At 38.7% G+C, this 23,060-nt stretch carries 16 protein-coding genes; 13 read left to right on the top strand and 3 right to left on the bottom strand.

The window, feature by feature from the left end; genetic code table 11:
- Positions 1-12 precede the first annotated feature (12 nt).
- Positions 13-3,654 carry a helicase-exonuclease AddAB subunit AddA gene (addA, locus tag HNR32_RS01920; protein WP_183859116.1) on the bottom strand — a complete coding sequence of 1,214 codons (3,642 nt, stop codon included), beginning with the start codon at positions 3,652-3,654 and terminating at the stop codon, positions 13-15.
- Between the two features lie 318 nt (positions 3,655-3,972).
- On the opposite strand from addA, the gene HNR32_RS01915 reads away from it, so the two are divergent.
- Both HNR32_RS01915 and HNR32_RS01910 read left to right on the top strand, forming a co-directional pair.
- The gene (locus HNR32_RS01915) at positions 3,973-4,968 is read left to right on the top strand and encodes a Gfo/Idh/MocA family protein (protein WP_311636304.1); all 996 of its coding nucleotides are present in this window, start codon (positions 3,973-3,975) and stop codon (positions 4,966-4,968) included.
- A 175-nt stretch (positions 4,969-5,143) separates the two neighbouring features.
- Entirely contained in the window at positions 5,144-6,634 is a 1,491-nt protein-coding gene (locus HNR32_RS01910) for an acetyl-CoA carboxylase biotin carboxylase subunit (protein WP_183859112.1), read from the top strand.
- A 42-nt stretch (positions 6,635-6,676) separates the two neighbouring features.
- On the opposite strand, the gene HNR32_RS01905 is transcribed toward HNR32_RS01910, so the two are convergent.
- Together HNR32_RS01905 and HNR32_RS01900 are read right to left on the bottom strand one after the other, a co-directional pair.
- On the bottom strand, positions 6,677-7,558 hold the full coding sequence (locus HNR32_RS01905) for a YegS/Rv2252/BmrU family lipid kinase (protein WP_183859110.1): 882 nt from the start codon (positions 7,556-7,558) through the stop codon (positions 6,677-6,679).
- 4 nt (positions 7,559-7,562) lie between these two features.
- Positions 7,563-9,239 carry a putative polysaccharide biosynthesis protein gene (locus tag HNR32_RS01900; protein ID WP_183859108.1) on the bottom strand — a complete coding sequence of 559 codons (1,677 nt, stop codon included), beginning with the start codon at positions 9,237-9,239 and terminating at the stop codon, positions 7,563-7,565.
- A gap of 248 nt (positions 9,240-9,487) precedes the next feature.
- On the opposite strand from HNR32_RS01900, the gene HNR32_RS01895 reads away from it, so the two are divergent.
- The 11 genes from HNR32_RS01895 (at position 9,488) to HNR32_RS01845 (ending at position 23,049) form a co-directional block, all read left to right on the top strand.
- Positions 9,488-10,258, top strand: a complete 771-nt coding sequence (locus tag HNR32_RS01895) for a DUF4931 domain-containing protein (protein WP_183859106.1) — start codon at positions 9,488-9,490, stop codon at positions 10,256-10,258.
- Between the two features lie 86 nt (positions 10,259-10,344).
- Entirely contained in the window at positions 10,345-10,908 is a 564-nt protein-coding gene (locus tag HNR32_RS01890; RefSeq protein WP_183859104.1) for a helix-hairpin-helix domain-containing protein, read from the top strand.
- Positions 10,905-13,262, top strand: coding sequence for a DNA internalization-related competence protein ComEC/Rec2 (locus HNR32_RS01885; protein WP_183859102.1), 2,358 nt, complete (start codon positions 10,905-10,907; stop codon positions 13,260-13,262). Before HNR32_RS01890 ends, HNR32_RS01885 begins: the two co-directional genes overlap by 4 nt.
- Positions 13,263-13,276: 14 nt before the next feature.
- On the top strand, positions 13,277-14,278 hold the full coding sequence (gene holA / locus HNR32_RS01880) for a DNA polymerase III subunit delta (protein WP_183859100.1): 1,002 nt from the start codon (positions 13,277-13,279) through the stop codon (positions 14,276-14,278).
- Positions 14,279-14,513: 235 nt separating this feature from the next.
- Positions 14,514-15,599, top strand: a complete 1,086-nt coding sequence (gene mqnE / locus HNR32_RS01875) for an aminofutalosine synthase MqnE (RefSeq protein ID WP_183859098.1) — start codon at positions 14,514-14,516, stop codon at positions 15,597-15,599.
- A gap of 18 nt (positions 15,600-15,617) precedes the next feature.
- Positions 15,618-16,724: a radical SAM protein gene (locus HNR32_RS01870; RefSeq protein ID WP_183859096.1), complete on the top strand. Its 1,107-nt coding sequence runs from the start codon at positions 15,618-15,620 to the stop codon at positions 16,722-16,724.
- Positions 16,717-17,751 (top strand): cyclic dehypoxanthinyl futalosine synthase, encoded by a 1,035-nt coding sequence (gene mqnC / locus HNR32_RS01865; protein ID WP_183859094.1) that lies wholly within the window; start codon positions 16,717-16,719, stop codon positions 17,749-17,751. The genes HNR32_RS01870 and mqnC overlap by 8 nt, the downstream gene beginning before the upstream one ends.
- A gap of 23 nt (positions 17,752-17,774) precedes the next feature.
- Positions 17,775-18,608 carry an MTAP family purine nucleoside phosphorylase gene (locus HNR32_RS01860; RefSeq protein ID WP_183859092.1) on the top strand — a complete coding sequence of 278 codons (834 nt, stop codon included), beginning with the start codon at positions 17,775-17,777 and terminating at the stop codon, positions 18,606-18,608.
- Positions 18,609-18,749: 141 nt separating this feature from the next.
- Positions 18,750-19,670, top strand: a complete 921-nt coding sequence (locus tag HNR32_RS01855) for a M23 family metallopeptidase (RefSeq protein ID WP_183859090.1) — start codon at positions 18,750-18,752, stop codon at positions 19,668-19,670.
- A 650-nt stretch (positions 19,671-20,320) separates the two neighbouring features.
- Positions 20,321-21,427, top strand: a complete 1,107-nt coding sequence (locus tag HNR32_RS01850) for a class II glutamine amidotransferase domain-containing protein (protein ID WP_183859088.1) — start codon at positions 20,321-20,323, stop codon at positions 21,425-21,427.
- Complete coding sequence (locus tag HNR32_RS01845) at positions 21,415-23,049, top strand: glutamate synthase-related protein (RefSeq protein WP_183859086.1); 1,635 nt, start codon at positions 21,415-21,417, stop codon at positions 23,047-23,049. Before HNR32_RS01850 ends, HNR32_RS01845 begins: the two co-directional genes overlap by 13 nt.
- The last annotated feature ends 11 nt before the right edge of the window (positions 23,050-23,060 follow it).

The following is a 23,060-nucleotide window of genomic DNA, read 5'->3' as shown; positions in this document are numbered from 1 at the left end:
CAGCCCATTTTTTTATATTTGTACGATATCACCACTATGGAATAAATATAAATATCTTTCTGTAACTTCCTGCTGTAAAATGGCTGCAACAGCCTCACTGTATAAATTTATCTGAACTTTATACTTTTCCCTGGCCTGCTGCGACGTACAATTATCAGTTTTATAATCAACTAATATCAATTTATCAGTTTCACTGAATAATAAATCCACTACCCCCTGGATAAAAATCTTGCTGCCAGCCTCAACATCATAATATTTATCAGCTTCCAGCATGCGGGAAAACTGCATCTCACGCCGCACATTATTTGAAGCTAATACCCTTTTACCCAAAGGTGAATAAATAAAATTCCTTATCGCACGGCGATTTATAAGCGATACCTGCTCCGGCATAATTATTTGATTTTGTGCCATTTTATCAAGTTGCGCCTTTATCCCGGCATCGCTAAAATTACCATCGAGCTCAAGATGCTGCATTACACTATGCACAATAGTCCCGTATTCTGCTCCGCTAAGCTGCATTTTATCTTGCAAAAAACGCGGCCGTACATAATCATTTTCCTTAAAAATATTAACAACATTTTCTGCCGTTTCGAAACGCCGTTTTATCTCCGTCACTGATAATTTCGAAGGAATTTCCGTATTATATGCCCATGGATACCGCCATTCCAATTGCTGCCTGACCCATTCTTTATTATCCGTTGATGCCAGTGCTGTCATGCTTTCAACTGCTGTAAAGATATCCGCTGCGACTTGTTTTTCCTGTGTCATTATTGTTTCCAATGTTTGCTGCAGATTTATCTGCCATATCGAATCAGCATAAGGCAATTTCACCACATTCTCTGGCATATCTTTATTAATTTCATATAATACACCTGCATCTTTATGACGGGCTAACGCCATACAAATCCAGTCTAGATATGTTGCAGCTTTTAAAACTTTATACTCCGGCAAAGTAAATGCTTCCGCTGTATTTTGACACCACCCAGCTGCTTTATTTTTTATATTTTTTACTGAACCTGTCAAAATTAATTTTTCCCTGGCTCTGGTCATCGCCACATATAATACGCGCAGTTCCTCAGCTTTGCTCTCATTTATTATCTGCTGAGCAACAGCCTGCCTGGCTAATGTCGGGTAACGAACATTATACTTTGTATCATATACATACGGTCCTATGCCATATTTTTTATGAATAAGCAAATCCTGCCGACTATCAGCCATATTCATTCTTTTACCCAAATCAGCGATTATCACTACTGGAAATTCCAAGCCTTTGCTCTTATGAATTGTCATTATCCTGACAACATCTTCATTTTCCCCTAAGGTTCTGGCTACAGATAAATCATTGCCTTTTTTTTGCATTCGCTCAATGAACTGTAAAAATCGGAATAATCCCCGATAGTCAGTTTCCTCGTATGTTGCAGCACGATCATACAGCATACGTAAATTAGCCTGGCGCAGCAGTCCTCCCGGCATTCCGCCGCAGTAATCATAATAGCCGGTATCATCATATAACTGCCAAATAAGCTCCGGTACACTTTTCTGTCTGGCTAAAGAACGCCACTTAGTAAGCTTCTGCAAAAAATCCGCTATTTTGTTTTTTAAACTTTCTTTTATGTTTGCTGCAGCTTCACATGTTTTTAGCAATGCATCGAATAAATCTCCCGCTGGCATACATAAGCGTATCTGTGCCAGCTCTTGTGTTTTTATATCTACTATTGGTGAATACAACACCGCTGCTAAAGGTATATCTTGACGGGGGTTATCAAGGATTTTCAGCAGTGCCAGCATTACTCGTATCTCTGTTTCGGCAAAATAACCATTGCTGACTGCCGCATATGACGGAATATCATTGTTGCGCAAAGTCTCCAACATAATATCGGCTTTACCGCTCACCGATCTCATTAAGACAACAATATCCTTATAGGTGATTGTCCGATATGTATTGCTATTTTTATCATAAACTTTCGTTTTACTATTAATAAGCTCTTTTATTCGCTTAGCTATTGCTTCTGATTCTGCGGCAAAGCCGGATAAGGCACTTTCAGTATTCTCATCCTCATCATTATCAAGTTCCCCATCTTTATCCACAATCAGCAGTTCTACCGGACCATCGAGGGAATTTTCATTTTCTGGATAATCAAAGCCATAATCTAATGCTTCTTTTTCACCATAATCTATTTCGGCTGCTTTAGCCGTCATAAGTTGGGCAAATATAAAATTTACCGCCTGCAGTATATTTTTGCGGCTGCGAAAATTCTTAGCTAAGTCTATACGCTGATGATATTGCTTCTCCTGTGGATACTGCCTATACTTGCTTAAAAACAGCTCCGGCTCAGCTAAGCGAAAACGGTAAATGCTCTGCTTAACATCACCAACTAAAAATTTATTATGATTATTTCCAGCTGCCAGCGATATTATGGCTTCCTGTACGCCATTAGTATCCTGATATTCATCAACCATCACCTGCTGGTATTTTTTTTGTATCTTAACGGCACTGCTTGTTGGTATAAGATTTTCTGCTGTTGACTCCTTATCCGCAAGAATCTGCAGAGCAAAATGTTCCAAATCATTAAAATCGGCAATATTTTTTTCATGTTTGGCAATATTAAACATTTCCATAAATTCCAATGTAATATTGCCCATCAATTCTGCCATTTCTTTTTGTGCTGCTAAATCAGCGAGTAATTTTTCCGGCGGCATCTGAAAAAAACTTTCCTGCAATGAGCCTATTATTTCCTTTATCTTTTGCCGTTCATTTTTTATCCAGTCTTTAAGTTCTTCCGGCATATCTTTATCTAATTTTATCCGCTCAAACTTAAGTATATTTATGGTATCGTAAATGATCGTCCATTTTTCTAAGAAAACGCTGGCTAAATCTGTCAACCGCTCATAATCCGACTCAATTGTATTCACTTCATAACCGCAGCGGCTGATCTTTTCAGCCATATTCCTGTTTATGGACAAACATTCATCCAACCCCTGCTGCAATTGCTGCTGTACGATTTTTGCCCATAGGGTTGTTTCAATTTCCTGCTCTGGCTTTATGTCAAATGCACCAGCTATACTCTTCAGCCATTTTTCTGGAAAAGGCTGACTGACAGCATATTCATAAAGATTTAATATTATTTCATAAACATTGCCATCGCCCTTTTCATTGCCATAGGAATCAACAAACTGTAAAAACAGCGCATTATTTTCTTCTTCATATTTATTTTGAATTAAGACCTCTAACACGTCATACTTAAGCAGATCAACTTCCTGCTGACTGGCTAAACGGAATTTAGGGTCGACATTTATTTCATTAAAATACTGACGGACAATTCCCTGACAAAAAGAATGCATAGTTGAAATAGCTGCTGCATTTAATAAGATAAGCTGACGTTCTAGTTTTTTTACCTTTTTTATATCATTTTGCTCGGCAGCCAGTGTCAGCTGCGCTTCCAATTGTCTGGCAATACGCTGGCGCATTTCTGTTGCTGCTGCATTAGTAAAGGTAACAACGAGTATTTTATTTATGTCAATATTATCCTTTAAAACAAGCTGAATTATTCGTTCTACCAGCACCGCTGTCTTGCCGGAACCAGCAGCCGCTGCCACAAGTATATCCTTATTACGTACCTCTATCGCTTCTTGTTGCTCTTTAGACCATGGCATATATTTTCTCCTATAATATATTTTGATTTATTATTTTATAAATTAAAATGTACATAATTCTTGTATTAATTATAGCATTTGTTTACTGACAAAAAAATGTACTAATTGTGTATTTTGTATACTTGTTTGCAATAATTGTAAGTATTACTAAAAAAATATATAATTTATATAGCTTTACTATAAATTAGCTCTTACATACAGGCTATTCAATAATATTATTCGCTGTAAAAGATACAGTGAATATGCTATCATGTAATAAAGCTATTATGAACATTAAGCTGTTAGATATTTTATAATATTCATTTGATACAAAGGATGGTGTTTTTATTGAAGATTGCTATAATCGGTACTGGCGGTATTATAACTACCTGCCTCGATGCCTTAAATGAAATTCCTGAAATTACAGCGGCTGCTATTTATGCCCGTCCCCAAAGCAAATATAAAGCCGAAGAACTCGCTAAAAAATATAATATAGAAAAAATTTACACTGATTTTGCTGAACTGCTGGCCGATCCTGCTATTGATTTTGTTTATATTGGCATTATTAACAGCTTGCACTATCAATATAGTAAAGAAGCTTTATCGGCAGGAAAAAATGTCATTTGTGAAAAACCATTAACTTCTAATATTGCTGAACTAAATGAATTAATTGATATTGCCCAGTCAAATAACCTTTTCTATTTCGAAGCTATTACCCTGCTGCATTCACCTAATTATGCTTTTATACGGCAGAATTTAGCTGCTATTGGGCGGGTACGCATGGTACAGGCTAATTATTTTCAATACTCCAGCCGCTATGATAAATTTCTTGCTGGCAATATTTTACCAGTATTTGACCCCAAATATTCTGGCGGCTGCCTATATGATTTAAATATATACAATCTGCATTTTGTTATTGGTTTATTCGGTCCGCCAAATAAAGCCGTATATTATCCTAATATTGCCCATAATGGCATTGATACATCCGGTGTTGCCGTACTCACTTATCCTGACTGCATCGCTGTCTGCAGTGCGGCCAAGGATTCCGAAAGCATCAGTGGTGTCATAATTGAAGGAGAAAAAGGCTATCTGCAGCTGGCCGGTGCCCCTAATGAATGCCGTAATATCAGCCTGCATCTAGCTGATATGCAGCAGGATTTTGATGGTCAGCAATATCATAGCCGTATGACCGATGAATTTATTGCTTTTAATAAAATATTCACTACGAATAATTTAAGCGAGTGCTATAAATTATTGGAACATTCCCGTACTGTTATGCAGGTTTTGACCGATTTGCGCTTAAATGCCGGTATAGCCTTTCCTGCTGATAAGTAATAATTATTAATAATATCATTAACTTGACTTATAGAAATCAGTGATATAAAATTAATTTATTCTGCGGCAAATTGCTCTATGCTCCCCAAAAATTAGTTGCTTCATTCAGTAACTATATCGTATTAAGTTTTGTTTTTCACAATCTATTGAAACTATCTGACTAGGAGTGATATTTTTGTTCAAGCGAATTTTAATTGCTAATCGCGGCGAAATTGCCGTTCGTATCATAAGAGCCTGCAAGGAAATGGGTATCCAATCCGTTGCCGTCTATTCGGATGAGGATAAAGATTCTATGCATGTAAAACTGGCTGATTTAGCTTATAATGTAGGTCCTGCTGATGCAGCTATGTCGTATTTAAATTATGATTCGTTAATGCAGGCAGCACTGGATACCGAAGCAGATGCTGTTCATCCCGGCTATGGCTTCTTATCCGAAGATGCTGATTTTGCTGAACGCGTAACTAAAGCCGGCATGACATGGATTGGACCCCATCCAGAAACAATCCGCCAAGTAGGTGACAAAGATATTGCCCGGACAGCTATGATCCCTTCTGGTATTCCTATGTCCAAAGGCAGCGACCCACTTATCGACGAAGATGATGCCGTTATGAAGGCTGTTGAAGTCGGTTATCCGGTAATTTTAAAACCAGTTGCCGGCGGCGGCGGAAAAGGCATGATCGTTGCTAATAATGAAGATGAATTAAAAAGAATTCTGCCAATTATTAATATAAAAACCATCAAATATTATTTTGAACATTATATTGAACGTTCCCGCCATATCGAAGTGCAAATAATCGCTGATAATTATGGTACTGTTTTACAATTAGGCGAAAGAGAATGTTCCTTGCAGCGCCGCAACCAAAAACTGCTGGAGGAATCACCTTCAATAGCGTTGACGCCAAGCATGCGCAAGCGCGTTGGTGACCTTGCTATAAGAGCTGCTAAAAGCGTTCATTACAGCAATATTGGTACCGTGGAATTTCTCTTAAACTTACAAAATAATGACTTCTACTTCATGGAAATAAACCCGCGTATTCAGGTAGAACACGCTATAACCGAAGCCGTTACTGGCATTGATTTAGTCCGCACCCAAATCCGCATTGCCGCCGGTGAACCCCTTGATATCAAGCAGGAAGATATCCATTCCAGTGGTCATGCCATTGAATGTCGTATAAATGCCGAAGATCCCGAAAATAATTTTCTGCCATCACCTGGCCTGGTAAATTTCTTTATTGAGCCCGGTGGTCCCCGTGTTCGCGTTGACAGCGGTATTTGTGCCGGTTTATCTATTTCACCTTATTACGATTCAATGATTGCTAAAATAATCGTCCATGGCAATACACGCGGTGACGCCATTAAAATAATGCAGCGTGCCCTTGATGAATTTACCATTGAAGGGATTAAAACAACTATTCCGCTCCATAAAAAAATTCTTACTAATGAGTATTTCCGTACTGGTAATATTGATACACGTTTTATCAAAGATCATTTCTCTAAATATCATTACACTAAACCTACTCCAGAAACAGCTCGTGAAGAAGAAAAAGAATTTGTTCCGGCTCCAGAAAAACCAGCTTCCAAGCAGGCTGATCCGGCTGAATGGTCCCAGGAAAAAGTTGATGAAGATATGCGTATAGCCATTCGTTCCGGCTTATATTACATGTAAAAAAATGACTATGATTTCGTAATTTACGAAATCATAGTCATTTTATTTTATATAGATATTAACTGCTGATTTTATCGATTTAATATGCATAGGCAGTATTGGTCCAGTTTCTCCATCAATGTCACTCTCTACCTGTTTATCACAATTAAGTATTATATTTTCCGCCTGTATATATTCAATGTTTTTATTATTTATAACGGCCTTACCAGCAACAGTTTCTGCCGTAAAAGCCACAAGTTCCGGTAAGCTGCACTGCTTTAACATTATTAAATCAAGCTTGCCATCATTGAGTTTAGCCTTAACTGAAACATTTTTCAAACCAGCTACCACATTACTATTAACAATAAGCACAAAAAAAGCGCTTATCTGTCTTTTTTGCCCATCGGTTTCCAGTGTCATATCCAAGGCCCGAAATTTAGGCAATTCACCTATACCGCGCAAATAATATGCTAATTTACCAAAAGTCATTTTAAGCCTTCTGTCGACATCATGGGCTACTGAAGTAAGCATGCCGGCACTGGCTACATTAATAAAATATTTATCGCCTACACAGCCAACATCAACCGGAATAATCTTTTGCGCTGCAATTGAATCAACATACTCTGCTACACCAGTAAAGTTCAGAGACAGGCTCGAGGCAAAATCATTAGATGTCCCACTAGGCAATATCGCCAGCGGAATATCAAATTTATTTTTTATTACAAGATTAACAACTTGGTTAAGCGTTCCATCGCCGCCGGCAATAATAATACCATCAGGCTTTATACCATTAATAACTGTACAAAAATCCTCATTAGTTAAACTGGTTCGATAAGGAATCAATATACAGCTGCGTTCTTGAAATAACATGATCAGCATATCAAGCTTTTTCTTAAACATAGCATCCCCTGATACCGGATTATATGCAAGAACAAATTTTTTCATTTTATTACTCCTGAGATATTTCTTTAAAGATACCTAAACGACGCAATATCCTTATTGCTATCCTGCCTATTACCGGAATTGCAGCCATATCACTTTCCAATATACCTTTTTCCAGTAAAAGAACAACTATATATATTACAGCGCCTATTATAATCGACCCCAAGGTTGCTATGGCGTTGTTATTTAATTCCATTTTAATAATATTATAGGCAAAATATATTGCCAGCCCCATTACTAATGCCGCTATAATATTTTTCATAATCTGCTTTATTTCTATCTTGTAGTTTATATATTTATAGAGGAAATATAAATTTATAAAGGCGGCTATCCCAATATCAGCAGCTGTTGCCCAAGCCGCCCCCATAATGCCTAAGGATGGCTGTGCCGTCAATGTCCAATTTAAAATAACTTTGACTACTGCTGCAATAATCATATTTACCATGGGAATCGTCGGATGACCGAGGCCCTGTAATACCGCTGTTGTAATCTGATGCAGTCCCAACAGAACAATGGATACAGCTGAAATACATACCGCCGGACCGGCTCCTGGTGCATTATAAATAAGTGTTGCAATCGGTGTTGCCAGTATAAAAACAATTATAAACGCCGGAAAACAAATAAAGTTAGCTATTCTTATTGCCGCTGCCGTCCGTCTAAAACAGCTGTCAAAATCTTTAAGCACACGGCTTTCCGATATAGCAGGAACAATACTGACTGCTAATGCTGCCGTCAATATTGTTGCGAGATTAACCAACGGGACGGCCATCCCTGTCAAATAACCAAATAAGGCTGTAGCCTGATTAACGGAATAACCAGCAGCTTCAAGCCGCTGTGGTACTATCATTAAATCAAGATTAGAAACTATCGGCAGCATAATACTGGCCGCTGATACCGGCAATGACAATTTAAAAATTCTTTTCATTATATGCCAGAAACTTTCCTGCGGCTCAGAAGATGGCGGCGCCAAAACAGGCCCATATTGCTTATCAATATCCTTATTAAGCTTCCAGTGGAAGTAAACAAGAACCAATAAACCGGCTACAGCCCCGGCTACAGCCCCTAAGCTGGCTCCAGCTGCAGCAAACTGCAATCCATAAGGCAAAAGCATCTGAGCAAACAAAATCATTGTTATAACGCGAAAAATCTGTTCAACAATCTGTGACACGCCTGTCGGTGTCATTCTCTGCCAACCTTGCAGATATCCCCGTGAACTGGCCAGAATTGTAACAAAAAATATTGCTGGTGCCAAGGCCACAACAGCATAATAAGCACGTGGATCACGAATAAACTGCCAGTCAATAAGCCATTGGGCGCCAAAATATGTAAGCAGACTGCACAGCAGTCCCGTAAAAAACATTAAGCTCATTGATATATGAAAAACCCGCTTGGCGCCCCAGATATCTTTTACTGCCACACGCTCAGCCGTAATAATCGATATTGCTATTGGCACCCCTGCCGTGGAAATATTAAAGGCAAGAAAGTAAATAGGAAATGCCATCTGATACAGCCCAATACCTTCACCGCCTAAAACGCGTGAAACAAAAATCCAGTTTAATGACCCTATAACCTTTACTACTATACCCGCTACGGTTAATATTAATGTTCCTTTCAAAAAGGACGCACTTTTATCTTTTGTTTTTTCATTAGAAACTTTATTATCTATAGTTAGCACCTGCTTCATTTAAATAAATCTTTTATTTTATTTTCTTTTTCATTCAAATTATATATAATATATGTAAAACAAATATTTTATATTGTCGTAAACATAATTTATAAGCCTATATAAAATAAGTTTATTAGCTTAAAAAATTATAGCATTTATCACTAAACTACGCCAGCATAATTTGCAATCCGTGCTTTTTTTAAATACTAGTTTTAAGCAATTTACAGCTGATAAAATTATAATTTGTACATAAAAGGACAATGGTTATGAATAAAAACGTTATTGAATTTAATACAAATATCGGACAGACCAAACCTGAAACTATTATTAATATCTCGGCCCAATGTCCTTTTTGCGATTATGAGCATCTTGAAAACATCATTGACCATTGCGGCGAACTGACTCTGTTGGAAAACAAATACAATGTCCTGGAAAATTCCTACCAGACGGTTTTATTGGAAACGCGTCACTGTGGTACTGATATGCCCGATTATAGTGATGAACATATGCATAAACTCATCCGTTTTGGCGTTAAGCATTGGTTCAATATGCTCGATTCCGGCGAATATAAATCGGTGCTTTTTTTTAAAAATTATGGACCGCAGTCCGGCGGCAGCATGCGTCATCCACATATGCAAATAGTTGGCCTTAAAACTGCCGATGAATCATTAATGTATGAAAAAAGTGATTTTACCGGCATTGTTATAAAAAAAGCTGGGCAGGTGGAATTAAATGTTTCTACCTCGCCGCGCATGGGATTTTGTGAATTAAATATTACAACCCAGGATAATACCCAGATTGATTTCGTCGCCGATTTTATAAAAATAGCAGTTGATTATCTAATGCACCATTTTAACAGTCGCTGTCACAGCTATAATATTTTCTTTTACCGCATCAACGGTTTAATAACCGTTAAAATAATGCCGCGTTTTCCAACCTCGCCATTATTTTTAGGCTATAATCTGCGTCTGCGCCCTAACAATTTAGAAACTATTGTCAGCGAAATGAAAAATTTATATTTTAGTAAACTTCACTAAAAATTTATCGCACATTTTATTAACGTGCGATAAATTTTTAGAGTTAATTATCAATATATTCAGTTTTTTCTAGCAAGGAGGTTAGTATGCCCATTTTTAGGAAACAGCTGCTTATTGTACTAATCATTATAGCAATAGCTATCATCAGTATTATTTATCAGATTACATCAACTCCGGCTATTTCGCTCCACCCCAATCCCGCAGCTGCAAATACCATCACGGAAAGTAAGCCCAATATTATTATTTATGTCTGTGGCGCTGTCAACAATCCCGGCGTAATTGAACTGCCTGCTGATTCCCGTTTAGCTGATGCTGTAAAAAAGTGCGGTGGTTTAAGCGCAGCCGCTGCTGCTGAGAAAACTAATTTATCACAAAAGCTGCATGATGAAATGCAGATAATCATTCCAGCTAAAAATAATATTGCTATTGCTGATAATAGCCGCAAAGAAAATTCATCCGATAAAATAAGCATCAACAACGCTGACAGTACTGCTTTAATTAAATTGCCCGGTATTGGTCCGGCTATGGCTCAGCGTATAATCGAATATCGTCAAAAAACGGGGGCTTTTAAAACAATTGACGAACTGCAAAAAGTCCGTGGCATCGGTACTGCTAAATTCACCGCATTAAAAGACAAGGTCTGCCTATGAAGTATGGACAGCATCCGCTTATCTTCAGCACCAGCATGTTGTTTTTTCTATGCCTTGGTATTATTGCCGCTGATTATCTGTCCTTGCCATTACTTATGCCAAGTATTATTTTATTGTCGTTATTTATACTATGCTTTATTTCAACCTGCTGCAAATCAAGCTATACCTTTATCGGCGTAACTTTATTAGTATTTATGCTCGGCTTTGTCCGCTATACCGCTGCAGCACTGACTGACAATAATAATATTGCGCAATTTATCGGACAAGACCATACTGTAAACGGCATGGTCACAGCTGAAGCCCGCTGGCATCAATCTGCTGACAAAATTTATCATGTACGCTACATTATAAAAGCCCATCAAATAGACAGTAAAACGTTAAGCGGCTCTTATTATCTTTATACCAAGCAAAAATCACCTGCTTTCGCTTTGCCCGGTGACACTATAACTGCCTCTGGAAAAATCAGTGCTATAAGCAGCTACAAAAATCCAGGACGTATTGATATACAAAAACAAGCCCAGGAAAATAATATTTTTGCCTCTGTAATTGCCTATAACAATGTAAAAATTACGGCACAACCTGACGCTATGCCATTATTACGCAAAATCACATTAATAAGACAGCATATACGCTCTACACTGGAAAAATATATGCCACCAGCTGATGCCGCGGCTATTTTTGCCATGCTGTTTGGCGGTTACCAAGGCATTGACCCGCATTTATTGGAAAGTTTTACTATTACTGGCATTGTGCATATATTATCAGTATCGGGCTCACATATTACACTTATTGCCGGTGCAATAATTTTTCTGGGACGCTTGTTTCATTTAAAAACCTGGCTCACCTTTGTGCTTTTACTAATTATTATAAGCATCTACTGCCTATTTTCCGGTATGGTTCCGCCAGTCATACGTTCTGCTGCCATGGGCATAATCACCTATGCTGCCTTGGCATCTAACCGGCAGAATTCCTCCCATTACATCCTGGCCTTAACGGCTGTTATTATGCTGTTAATTTCTCCCGGATTATTATTTGACATAAGCTTTCAATTGTCCTTTGCTGCCACAGCCGGCCTATTATATATAGCACTACCTCTGCAGAAAAAATTGTTGTTTCTGCCTGCCTATATTCGCCTGCCTTTAGCCTTGACTTTAGGTGCTCAATTATTCTGTCTGCCGCTGCTCGCATGGTATTTTAATACCATTTCCCTAAGCTGCCTATTCAGCAATATCATTGCTGTACCTATTGTTGAAGCTATAATAATGGTGGCATTAGTTGGCATCATTATCAATTTATTTTGGTCCTTTCCCGCTGCAATTATTTTTGTAGGCTGCAGTCTGTTACTTGGTCTTGTCCATGAAATAACGGCATTATTATCACTATTGCCAGCCAGCAGCATTTATCTGCCCTATTTGACTATTTATGGCAGTATCATATATTATATAGTTCTAATAGTACTTTTTAATGATAGTTATCGTCATTTCTTTATTAAAAATTTTCATTGCTATCGTCAATTAGTAATTATACTATCGATTCTGCTGCTGATCCCATGTATATATATTTTTTTGCAGCCCCGCCGTCTAGCTGTTCATTTCATTGATGTGGGACAAGGTGATGCCGCTCTTATAATTACACCCCATCACCATGCTGTTATGATCGACACTGGCGGCATTACCAAAGGGGATTTTGATTTAGGCAGGAGAGTTGATATACCATATCTGTATCACTATGGTATAACTACGCTGGACGCCATTTTTTTAAGTCATGTCGATGGTGACCATTCTGCAGCTGCCGGCAGTATTCTTCAGCATATTCCCGTACAATATGTATTTATTGGTCAGGAAAACGGCAGTAAATATGCCGCATTATGGCACATCGCACCGCAAAATATCATTATGCATAAAGTACTGCCTGTACAACAAAATCAATCATTTATCCTTGATGATGTGCATTTTGATATTCTTTTTACCCAACCTTCATCTGATAAAACTGTTAATGAATCATCTGTTATAATTAAGGTTCATTATAAAAATTTTAGTGTATTATTTACTGGAGATTTACCTATACAAGAAGAAAATAAATTATTAGCACAGTATCCTAATTTACATTGCACTGTGCTAAAAGTTGCCCATCATGGCTCTAAAACTTCCTCAAGTCCTGAATTTTTGGCTGCAGTAAAACCTCGCTGGAGTATAATATCTGTTGGCGCCAATAATAATTACGGCCATCCCAATGAGAATGTAATAAAAAATCTGCAGTCTGTTAACAGCCGAATATACCGCACCGATAAAAATGGTGCTATAGTATTTTTAACCGATGGCAATAGCTGCAGCATTCACCCTTATGTAAAATAAAAGGACGTGTTAAGTTGCTGTATGGTGAAGCAATAACTCAAATTAAAAAAAATAATTTAAAAAATTTATATTTAATTGCCGGCGAAGAAAAATACCTTGCCGATAAATTTTTAAAAGCATTATTACAGAAAATTTTACCTGATAATAATATAAATGATATAAACAAATTTGATAACAATGCTACTATTAATGATATTATTGAAGCATGCAGCAGCATGCCTTTTTTCACTGCCAAAAACATTGTTGTCGTCCATAATAATAATCTTTTCAACAAAAACAGTGAAAAGCACGAGCAGCACTTCATCGACCTGCTTGAAAATATGCCTGATTTTACTACCCTTATCATTGAAACCGACGAAAAATTAGACAAACGACGTAAACTTTATAAAATCATTGATAAATATGGTCTTATAATGGAAGCCCTGCCTGTACGCAGCTATAACATCAGTGAATGGCTTAAAAGCAAATTCCGGGAAATCGGTAAACAGCCAGATACAGAAAGCTTTCAATATCTTCTTAGCACCATCAGCTTAATGCCACAGGTATCTCTAGGCTTTCTAGATAAAGAACTTGATAAATTATCATTATATAGTGACCGCCGTGATGTCCGTAAAAATGATTTAATCAATATTCTGTCCGGCCTGCCTGAAATATCAGCTTTTGCTTTGGCAGAAGCCGTTGGCAGTAAAGACGTCAGCCAAGCCTTATTTCTTTTGGAAAAGGAACTCAATTCCGGGGTCAATGCTATCAGTATTTTAACTATACTGACCCGTCACATCCGTCAATTATGGAAAATAAAATACTATTTAGGCCGTCATTTCAATGCCAATGATATCGCTAAAACAGTTGGTCTTGTTCCCTTTATTGCCGAAAAACTTATAAGACAGGCACAAAAATTCAATATCCAAACGCTGCAGCAGGCTATTATCGCTTTGGCGGAAGCCGATTACCAGCTGAAAACAGGCACTGCCGCACCAGCATTATTAGAGGATATAATAATAAGAATCTGCCGTTAGCAGGCTTTTCAGCCTGTTTTTTTTATTAACTGCATTATTGGTTCAATAATTTCTCTGTTTTCTCAATATATACTTTGTAGTATAATTTAGTATAGAGTTTTATTATATAGATTTTTAAGTTAACAATTATCTGTAAACCATATCGGACAAAATGTACAGATAAAATGACAGTACGACTGTCTTTACTTTTTTTACATAGCAGCACTATGTTATTTTTTTTAGAGGAGCAATCGTTTTGAGTAATACCTTAGACAAAATAGAAGCTAAAATAAATGCCGGTCAACGACTAAACAAGGAAGATGGTCTGGCCCTGTACGCTTCTAATGATTTAACAAGAATCGGCACTTTAGCCGACAAAGTACGCAAAAAAATAAGCGGTGATTATGTTTATTATAATGTCAACTTACATATCAACTTAACCAATATCTGTATCGGGCAATGTAAATTCTGCGCCTTTGGCTGCCAGGGCAGCAGCAAACAGGCTTATGCCCTGACCGAGGAAGCTATGCTGAACAGGATAGCTAATGCTGCCAAGGATCCTTCCATGAAAAATCTCCATGTTGTCAGCGGACTGCATCCTAATCTCCCCTATGAATATTATCTTAATATGATAAAATCCATAAAGAAAAATTTCCCGCAGATGCATATCAAAGGATTTACTGGTGTAGAAATAATGCACTTTGTTAAAATAAGCGGCAAATCAATCAAAACTGTTTTAGCTGAGCTTATTGATGCCGGCTTAGAAGCAATGCCCGGTGGCGGTGCCGAAATTCTTGATGATGACATCAGGCAGAAACTATGTCCCAACAAGGCTACTGCTGGTGAATGGCTTGAAGTTGCCCGCACCGCTCATAAATTAGGCATAAAAACAAATGCCAGCATGCTCTATGGTCATATTGAAACCATCGAGCAACGTATCAATCATCTTTTAACCCTGCGTGATCTACAGGATGAAACCGGCGGCCTGCAAACCTTTATCTGTTTTCCGTTCCAGCCAAACAATACAGCATTAGAGGACAGTGTCAGCCGCACCAGCGTTTGGGATGATTTAAAGACCATGGCTATAAGCCGTTTGATGCTCGATAATATTCATAATATAAAAGCTTACTGGGTAATGCTCACTTTGCCAATAGCCCAGTTGGCACTTGGTTTTGGCGCTAATGATATAGATGGAACTGTCGGCGGCGAAAAAATCATGCATGCTGCTGATGTTCATTCCCAAAAAGCCCTGTCCAAAGAAACTTTAATTGCTGCCATCAAGGAAGCCGGCCGTGTTCCGGCTGAATGTGATTGTAATTTTAATATTGTTCGTACTTTTTAAAGATAAGCGAGGAATAAAATGGATGCATTAGCGATTGCCAAACAAAAAGCCCATGATGGTGTACGACTGTCATTTGAAGAAGCTTTATTATTGTACGAAAACGCGTCCCTTTTGGACCTGGCCCAATGGGCACGTCAGGCTAAAGAACGCCATAGTAAAAAAAATGTTTATTATAATATCAATCGTCATATAAATCTCAGCAATACCTGCACGGCCAACTGCCCATTATGTGCTTTCTCCGTAGAAGCAGGTGATAAAAACGGCTATTTAATGAGTCTTGATGATATTGCCACAGCTGTAAAAAATGCTCAAAAAAATGCTCCGGGCTTAACTGAAATACATATAGTCAGTTCCCTATATCCCAATATTAATTTTTCTTACTATCTGGATGTTATAAAACTTGTAAAAAATTTGCTGCCCACTGTCCATATTCAGGCCTTTACCCCGGTAGAAATAGTGTATTTTGCTCAAATCAGCCACAAATCGATAAAAGCCGTTTTAGAGGAACTAAAAGCAGCAGGTCTTTCCTCGCTGCCCGGCGGCGGTGCTGAAATTCTGGACGATAAAATCAGAAAAATCATCTGTCCGGATAAGGCATCTACAGCCGAATGGGTAGAGGTTGTTACAACTGCCCATAAATTAAATATTCCCACCAATGCCTCAATATTATATGGCCATATCGAAACCCTGCCCCAGAGGCTGCGTCATTTATTTACCCTGCGTGATATTCAGGACAAAACCAACGGCTTTAACGCCTTTGTTTCCTTTCCTTTTCACCCATTGCACACCCAACTGGCGGCAGAGTATATCATAAAGCCTACTACTGCTTGGGAAAACCTTAAATTCATTGCTATCGCCCGCCTTGTTTTAGATAATATCGACCATATAAAGGCCTTTTGGATAATGCTCAGCGAAGAAATTGCCCAATTAGCCTTGGCCTTTGGTGCTGATGATTTAGATGGAACTGTCGGCAAAGAAAAAATCATTCATGCCGCGGGTGCTGATTCCGGTAGTCTTATGAGCACAAGCCGTTTGGCTAAAATCATCACTCAGGCCGGCTATTTACCAGTAGAACGCAATTCCTTATATCAACCACTATCCAATAAGGAGTCAATTAATGAATAGAATAACTGATGCTAAAGCCATCTCGTTATTAAAAGATGGCGATATACTTACTTTGGCTCAACAAGCCGATAAAATCCGGCAAAAATTGCATCCCGGCAATATTGTTACCTTTGTAATTGACCGTAATATCAATTACACTAATATCTGTGTAAATGAATGCCGTTTTTGTGCCTTTTACCGCCGCCCCGAACAAGCAGGTGCCTATCTTCTATCAATTGATGAAATATTGGAAAAGGTACAAGCTACCATTGATGCCGGCGGCACGCAGATAATGCTGCAGGGCGGCCTGCATCCCGATGTTGATTTTCAATATTATATTGATATATTACGTGCCATAAAGAAAAAATTTGATATTGTTATCCACTCCTTCACCGCCACGGAAATACTGCATTTTAGTAAAATAACAGGCTATTCATTCACCGAAGTATTAAAACGGCTGCAGAATGCCGGCCTTTCTTCCCTGCCCGGTGGTGGTGCGGAAATTCTCGTTGACCGCGTACGAAAAATTGTCAGCCCGAAAAAAATAATGACTGACGACTGGCTTGAAGTAATGCGCTGTGCCCATAATATTGGCATGAAATCAACCGCTACTATGGTATTGGGATTAGGTGAAACTATCGAAGAACGCATCGAACATATGCAGAAAATCCGCCAGCTGCAAGAGGAAACAGGCGGCTTCCGCGCTTTTATTATGTGGTCGTTCCAGCCTGGTCATACTGAACTCGGCGGCGAAAAAATATCCTCCTGGGATTATTTAAAAACCTTGGCTGTATCACGCATATATTTTGATAATATCAGCCATATCCAAGGCTCCTGGGTAACGCAGGGAAAAAATATCGGCCAGATGTCTCTGGCTTTCGGGGCTGATGATTTAGGCAGCATTATGCTAGAAGAAAATGTCGTTAAAGCAGCTGGCACCTCCAATCATATGTCGGTCAACAGCATGATTGATACCATTCGCAAGGCTGATAAAATCCCCGCCCAGCGCGATACCGCCTATAATATAATAAAAAAATTAACTGATTAATACTTTAGATAGGAGTCTTTTACTTGCCAAAACAAACTATTCCCCAAGCTGATTTTGCCATCATCGGTGGCTCAGGTACATTATCCAGCAACTTCCCAGCTCGTGTTACTGATGCTGATGTAAAAATTATTGCTGATAACCTTATATTCGATACACCTTATGGACAAAGCAGCGCCCTGCGACTGTTTGAAGTAGCCGGCAAAAAAGTCATCACCTGCAAAATGCATGGCTGGCGCAGCGGCGTAAATCGTGCTGATGCCTCACGCCAGTTATTTTGGGTATTTCGCGAAGCTGGTGTTAAACGAATTATTTCTGAAGGCGGTGTCGGCACTGTAAATAAACTGCTCGATACCCGCGATTTTCTGATCCCTGATGATTATTTAGATTTATCGGTAAGAAAAGATGTCGGCCTTGAAGGTAAATACTTATTAGTAATGCGCGATGCCTTATGCCCGCAAATGCGTAAGGCATTAATTGAAACAACTAATAAACATTTTGATGGACGTATCTTCACCCGTGGTACTTATGCCAATACTGACGGGCGTCATTTTGAAAGCCCCGCCGAAATCGCCATGATGAACGGTCATGCCGATATTGTCGGACAGAGTATTTGCCCGGAAGTATATTTAGCCCGTGAAATTGGTGCCTGCTATGCCGGTCTTTATTATGTAGTTAATTATGGTGAAGGAATAACTAAATCCTGGTCGCATGATATTCTGGAAGATATTTTCTATGATGATGCCCCCATGATTGCCAACATTATTCTCGATACCATTCGCAGTCTCAGTGATGAGCGCGAATGCGAATGCCTTGATTTACGCAAAGAAACTCTGCTCAAAGGCATCTACGACGAATAATCCTAATTTTTTCTACCATATTTCGTAAAATATACACCTATAAGCCAATAATAGTAAATACACTCTGCTGGCAGAAAAATTTTATTTATGTTATACTTTGAACAATATTGTATATTATAGTTGACAGATGGAGGCCTTTTCATGTCACTTGAAAAAAAATCAGCGCATGATTATACCATAAAAATAATTACTGATAATAAGGATAATACCCACAGCTTCCATATCAGCAGTAATCTTTTTAAATATGGCATAATATCTGCTGCTATTTGTATTTTATTGCTGCTTGGCGGTTTTACCTTTGCTGGTTATACTTTCTTCACCAACAAAGCCAGTCAGCAGACTATTTCTGAACTGCAAAAAGCAAATGCGGTACAGCAGGAACAGCTTACTGGTCTAGCCCAAAAAGCCACTCAGATGCAAAATTCCTTAGATAAGCTCAATTCCAGTGAACAGGAATTAAAATCGCTCACTAATATCACCGTTCCTACCACTGATGACCCTTCTGCCCAAAACAGCGGTCAAGGAGGGCAGGGTGGTCCATTTATTGCTCCTAATGTGCAAAACATCACTGAAGTTCTCAATAATCTTGAAAAACGCATGACCTTACATCAAGATAATATGAAAATCCTGCATGAAGCTATTTTAGCTAAACGTGAACAGCAGGAACAAGCAGCCAAGATTGGATTGACTACGCCATATGGCTGGCCAGCCCAAGGCAGCATCAGCTCACCTTATGGTTTTCGCTGGAACGGTTCTGATTTTCATCCTGGTGTTGATATCGCTGCTGATTATGGTACCCCCATCAAAGCAACAGCCGATGGTGTTGTTACTACAGCTGGCTGGAATTCCGGCGGCTATGGCAATATGGTTGAAATCAATCACGGTCATGGTGTTATTACCCGTTTTGGACACGCTTCCAGTGTCGTAGTTTCTGCCGGTCAACATGTAAGCCGCGGTCAAATTATTGCTTACGTTGGCAGTACTGGTTTTAGTACTGGTCCGCATGTTCATTATGAAGTCAGAATAAATGACCGTCCGGTAAATCCGGCTGGCTATCTATAATAATACGTTAACCCCCAGATATCTCATCCGGGGGTTCTTTTTTTAAACGTTGGCATTACAATTTTACAATTATGTTGTTTTTTTATAATATTGAACAAAATTATATATATTTTAACATCAATTAAAAACTTTTTCCTTATTTTTTTATATTCTTTCAGTATTTTGTATACTGCAATACAATTCAATACATATTTTATATCAATATTACTTACAAGTCTTATAAACCATTGTTATAATTACAATTATACAATACGTTATTTTTATCACATTTTATTTAGTACATGCATAAAAATTTCAAAAAGTATTTTTATGCATGTTTTTTTATGTTTTAATCGTTTTATTTTCATGTCAATAGGCAATGAATACAATATTTTATAGCAAAACAAGAATTTTTTTGTTGACAGTATAACAATACATTAATATAATTATATATGCATCTATATTCTAGATTGCTGTAATGTATGGCATTTAATAATAACATATGTTTTTTGGCAAAGGAATTTATGTTTTTCATTTGCGACAGGCACTTCAGCAATGTTGCTGATGCATCATATATTGGTTATAAACCAATATATGATTTTTTAGTCTGTAAATCAAATCGTTTGTATTCGATACATTGCTATTGTGTATTATTTTGGGGGCGAACATATATGTGTAGAATAGGTTCAATAAAAAGTAAAGTGGCTTTTAGTCCATCAAAAGCCTTATATCTGATGCTGCCGCAGCAAGAAGGACATGATAATTCCGGTTTTGCCATGGTCATGCAGGATTTATATGGTATTTTCACACCATATAAAGATAAGCCATTATTATCATTGGCCTGCACCCAGCGTGGCGCACAAATGGTTGAGGACTTTATGGACAGCCACAATTGGGAGCAGGTAGCAGAATGGATTCCTGTACCTAATGACCAACCAGGTCTTGATATAAAAGCCATGCCATATTATATATTCCGTAATTATGATTATCCGGAATATTACCGTGATAAACCCATGGCCGAAAAAGAAGAACTTCTCTTAGATATGCGCCTTAAACTGCGTGAGATTTTGGAAAAAGCCGGTGAAGGATACGTGTATTCTTTCTGGCCGGATGTTTTAACCCTTAAAGAAATAGGCGATCCGCGTGATATTGCTACCTATTTCAGACTTTGGGATGATAATGGCTGCCTGATGGCAAAAAGCGTTGTCGTGCAGTGCCGCCAAAATACCAATTACGACATTGTTCGCTATGCTGCCCATCCATTCTTCTTACAAGGCTATACACTTTGTGCTAATGGCGAAAATACTTTCTATACTAAAAATAAAGAATTCCAGAAATCTCTACACCGTGGTTACGTCGGTTTTGAATCCGATTCGCAGAATTTCTTATATACACTTCATTATGTATTACATGAATTAAAATGGCCAATAGAATACTATAAACATGTAATTACACCGTTGCCATTTACTGAAATAAATCAGCGTGAAGATAAAGATGTACTTACTTCTATAAGACAGTCCCTTGCTCATTTGGAAATTAATGGTCCTAACACCATTATTGCCAACCTGCCTGATGGTCGCATGCTTACCTGCTGTGATTCCAAAAAGCTGCGTCCTGTTGTAGTCGGCCGAACTGATACAATGGTGGCTATTGCTTCTGAAGTATGCGGTTTGAATGAAATCATGCCAGACCGCGATATGTCCCAAGATATTTACCCTAACGAGCGTGAAGTCGTCGTTATTGACAATGACCTGGAGGTACAAAGATGGAAACAATAAAAGTTAGAGATATCACCAAATCCGACCTTAAATGGAATATTGAATATATTGCTGAACGTTGCACCATGTGTGGCAGTTGTGTTTCCACTTGTACATTCGGAGCTATAAAAGCAGGCGTTATGCGTGTCGATAAAATATTTTCACAAAATATCAAACCTGACCCACAGAATACTCATAAAACTATCCCAGTCATTAAGCAGGTAAAAACTTTAGCTAATGCCTGTGTTGGCTGCGGCATGTGCGCTAAAGTATGTCCTAATGATGCTATTAAGCCTGTACGTAACACTGACGACAATAGACAAACTTTAATGGCTCATGATGCCGGTCCGGTAAAACGCGGTGGACGTACCAATTTAAATGCCCAGCGTACTCTTGATCATATCATCGTTGGACGTATCAGTCAGATGACTGACCCATCGCTTGATTCTATCCGTCATACCTTTGATGTGCGTTCACCTTTCGGTCGTGTACTGCCAGCAAAATCACTGCCCTTCATCTTAAAAGATGGCAAACTTACCATGGCACACAAGGCTCCACCTGTACAATGGATTTATCCACTTATTTTTTCTGATATGTCTATTGGCGCATTATCTACACGTGCTTGGGAGGCAGTTGCTATGGCCGTTGCCTATCTTAACGAAAAATGCGGTTTGCCAGTCCGCATGAGCTCAGGCGAAGGCGGCATGCCCAGTAAATTATTGGAATCTGAGCAATTAAAATACATGATTTTACAAATTGCTTCCGGTCATTTTGGCTGGAACAGAATCGTCAAAGCAATTCCTAAAATGAAAACCGACCCAGCTGGGGTATTAATAAAAATCGGTCAGGGTGCAAAACCTGGTGATGGCGGCCTGTTACAGGCAGCAAAAGTTGCTGAACATGTTCAGGCCATCCGTGGCGTACCAAAAGCTACCTTATCTTCCCCGCCTAATCATCAGGGACTCTATTCTATCGAAGAATCCGTACAAAAAATGCATTTATCATTAAACGCTGCATTTGGTTTCCGGGTTCCCGTTGCTATCAAATGTGCCGCTTCTGCTACTTCGGTTTCCGTTTATAATAATTTATTACGTGACCCTTATCAAATCTGCGGTGGTTTCTTCATTGATGGTATTCAGGGTGGAACTGGTGCTGCCAATGAAATTTCGCTTGACCATACAGGTCATCCTATCGTATCCAAAATACGTGACTGCTACTTAGCCGCTGTAAAACAAGGCTTACAGGGACAAATTCCACTTTATGGCGGTGGTGGTATCGGCATGACCGGTAATGCCGCAGCTGATGCTTTCAAAATGATTTGTTTGGGAGCCAACGGTGTGTTCGTAGGTAAAATGCTTATCCAGCTGTTGGGCTGCGTTGGCAATGAACATGGCCGCTGCAATGCCTGCAATACTGGTAATTGTCCTACCGGAATCTGCACCCAGGATCCTCGTCTTGTAAAACGTCTTGATGTTGAATACGGCGCAGAAAGAATCGTTGATTATGTATTAACCTTTGATAAAGAATTGCGTAAATTAATGGCGCCTATCGGCAACAGCTCATTGCCAGTCGGACGCAGTGACGCATTGGTTTCCACTGATGCTGCCATCGCCAAACAATTAGGTATTCAATACGTATGCTGAGGAGGAGCCGT

This window comes from Pectinatus brassicae (genome assembly GCF_014201835.1).
Lineage (GTDB): Bacteria > Bacillota > Negativicutes > Selenomonadales > Selenomonadaceae > Pectinatus > Pectinatus brassicae.
This window is presented reverse-complemented; position numbering and strand designations above follow the sequence as displayed.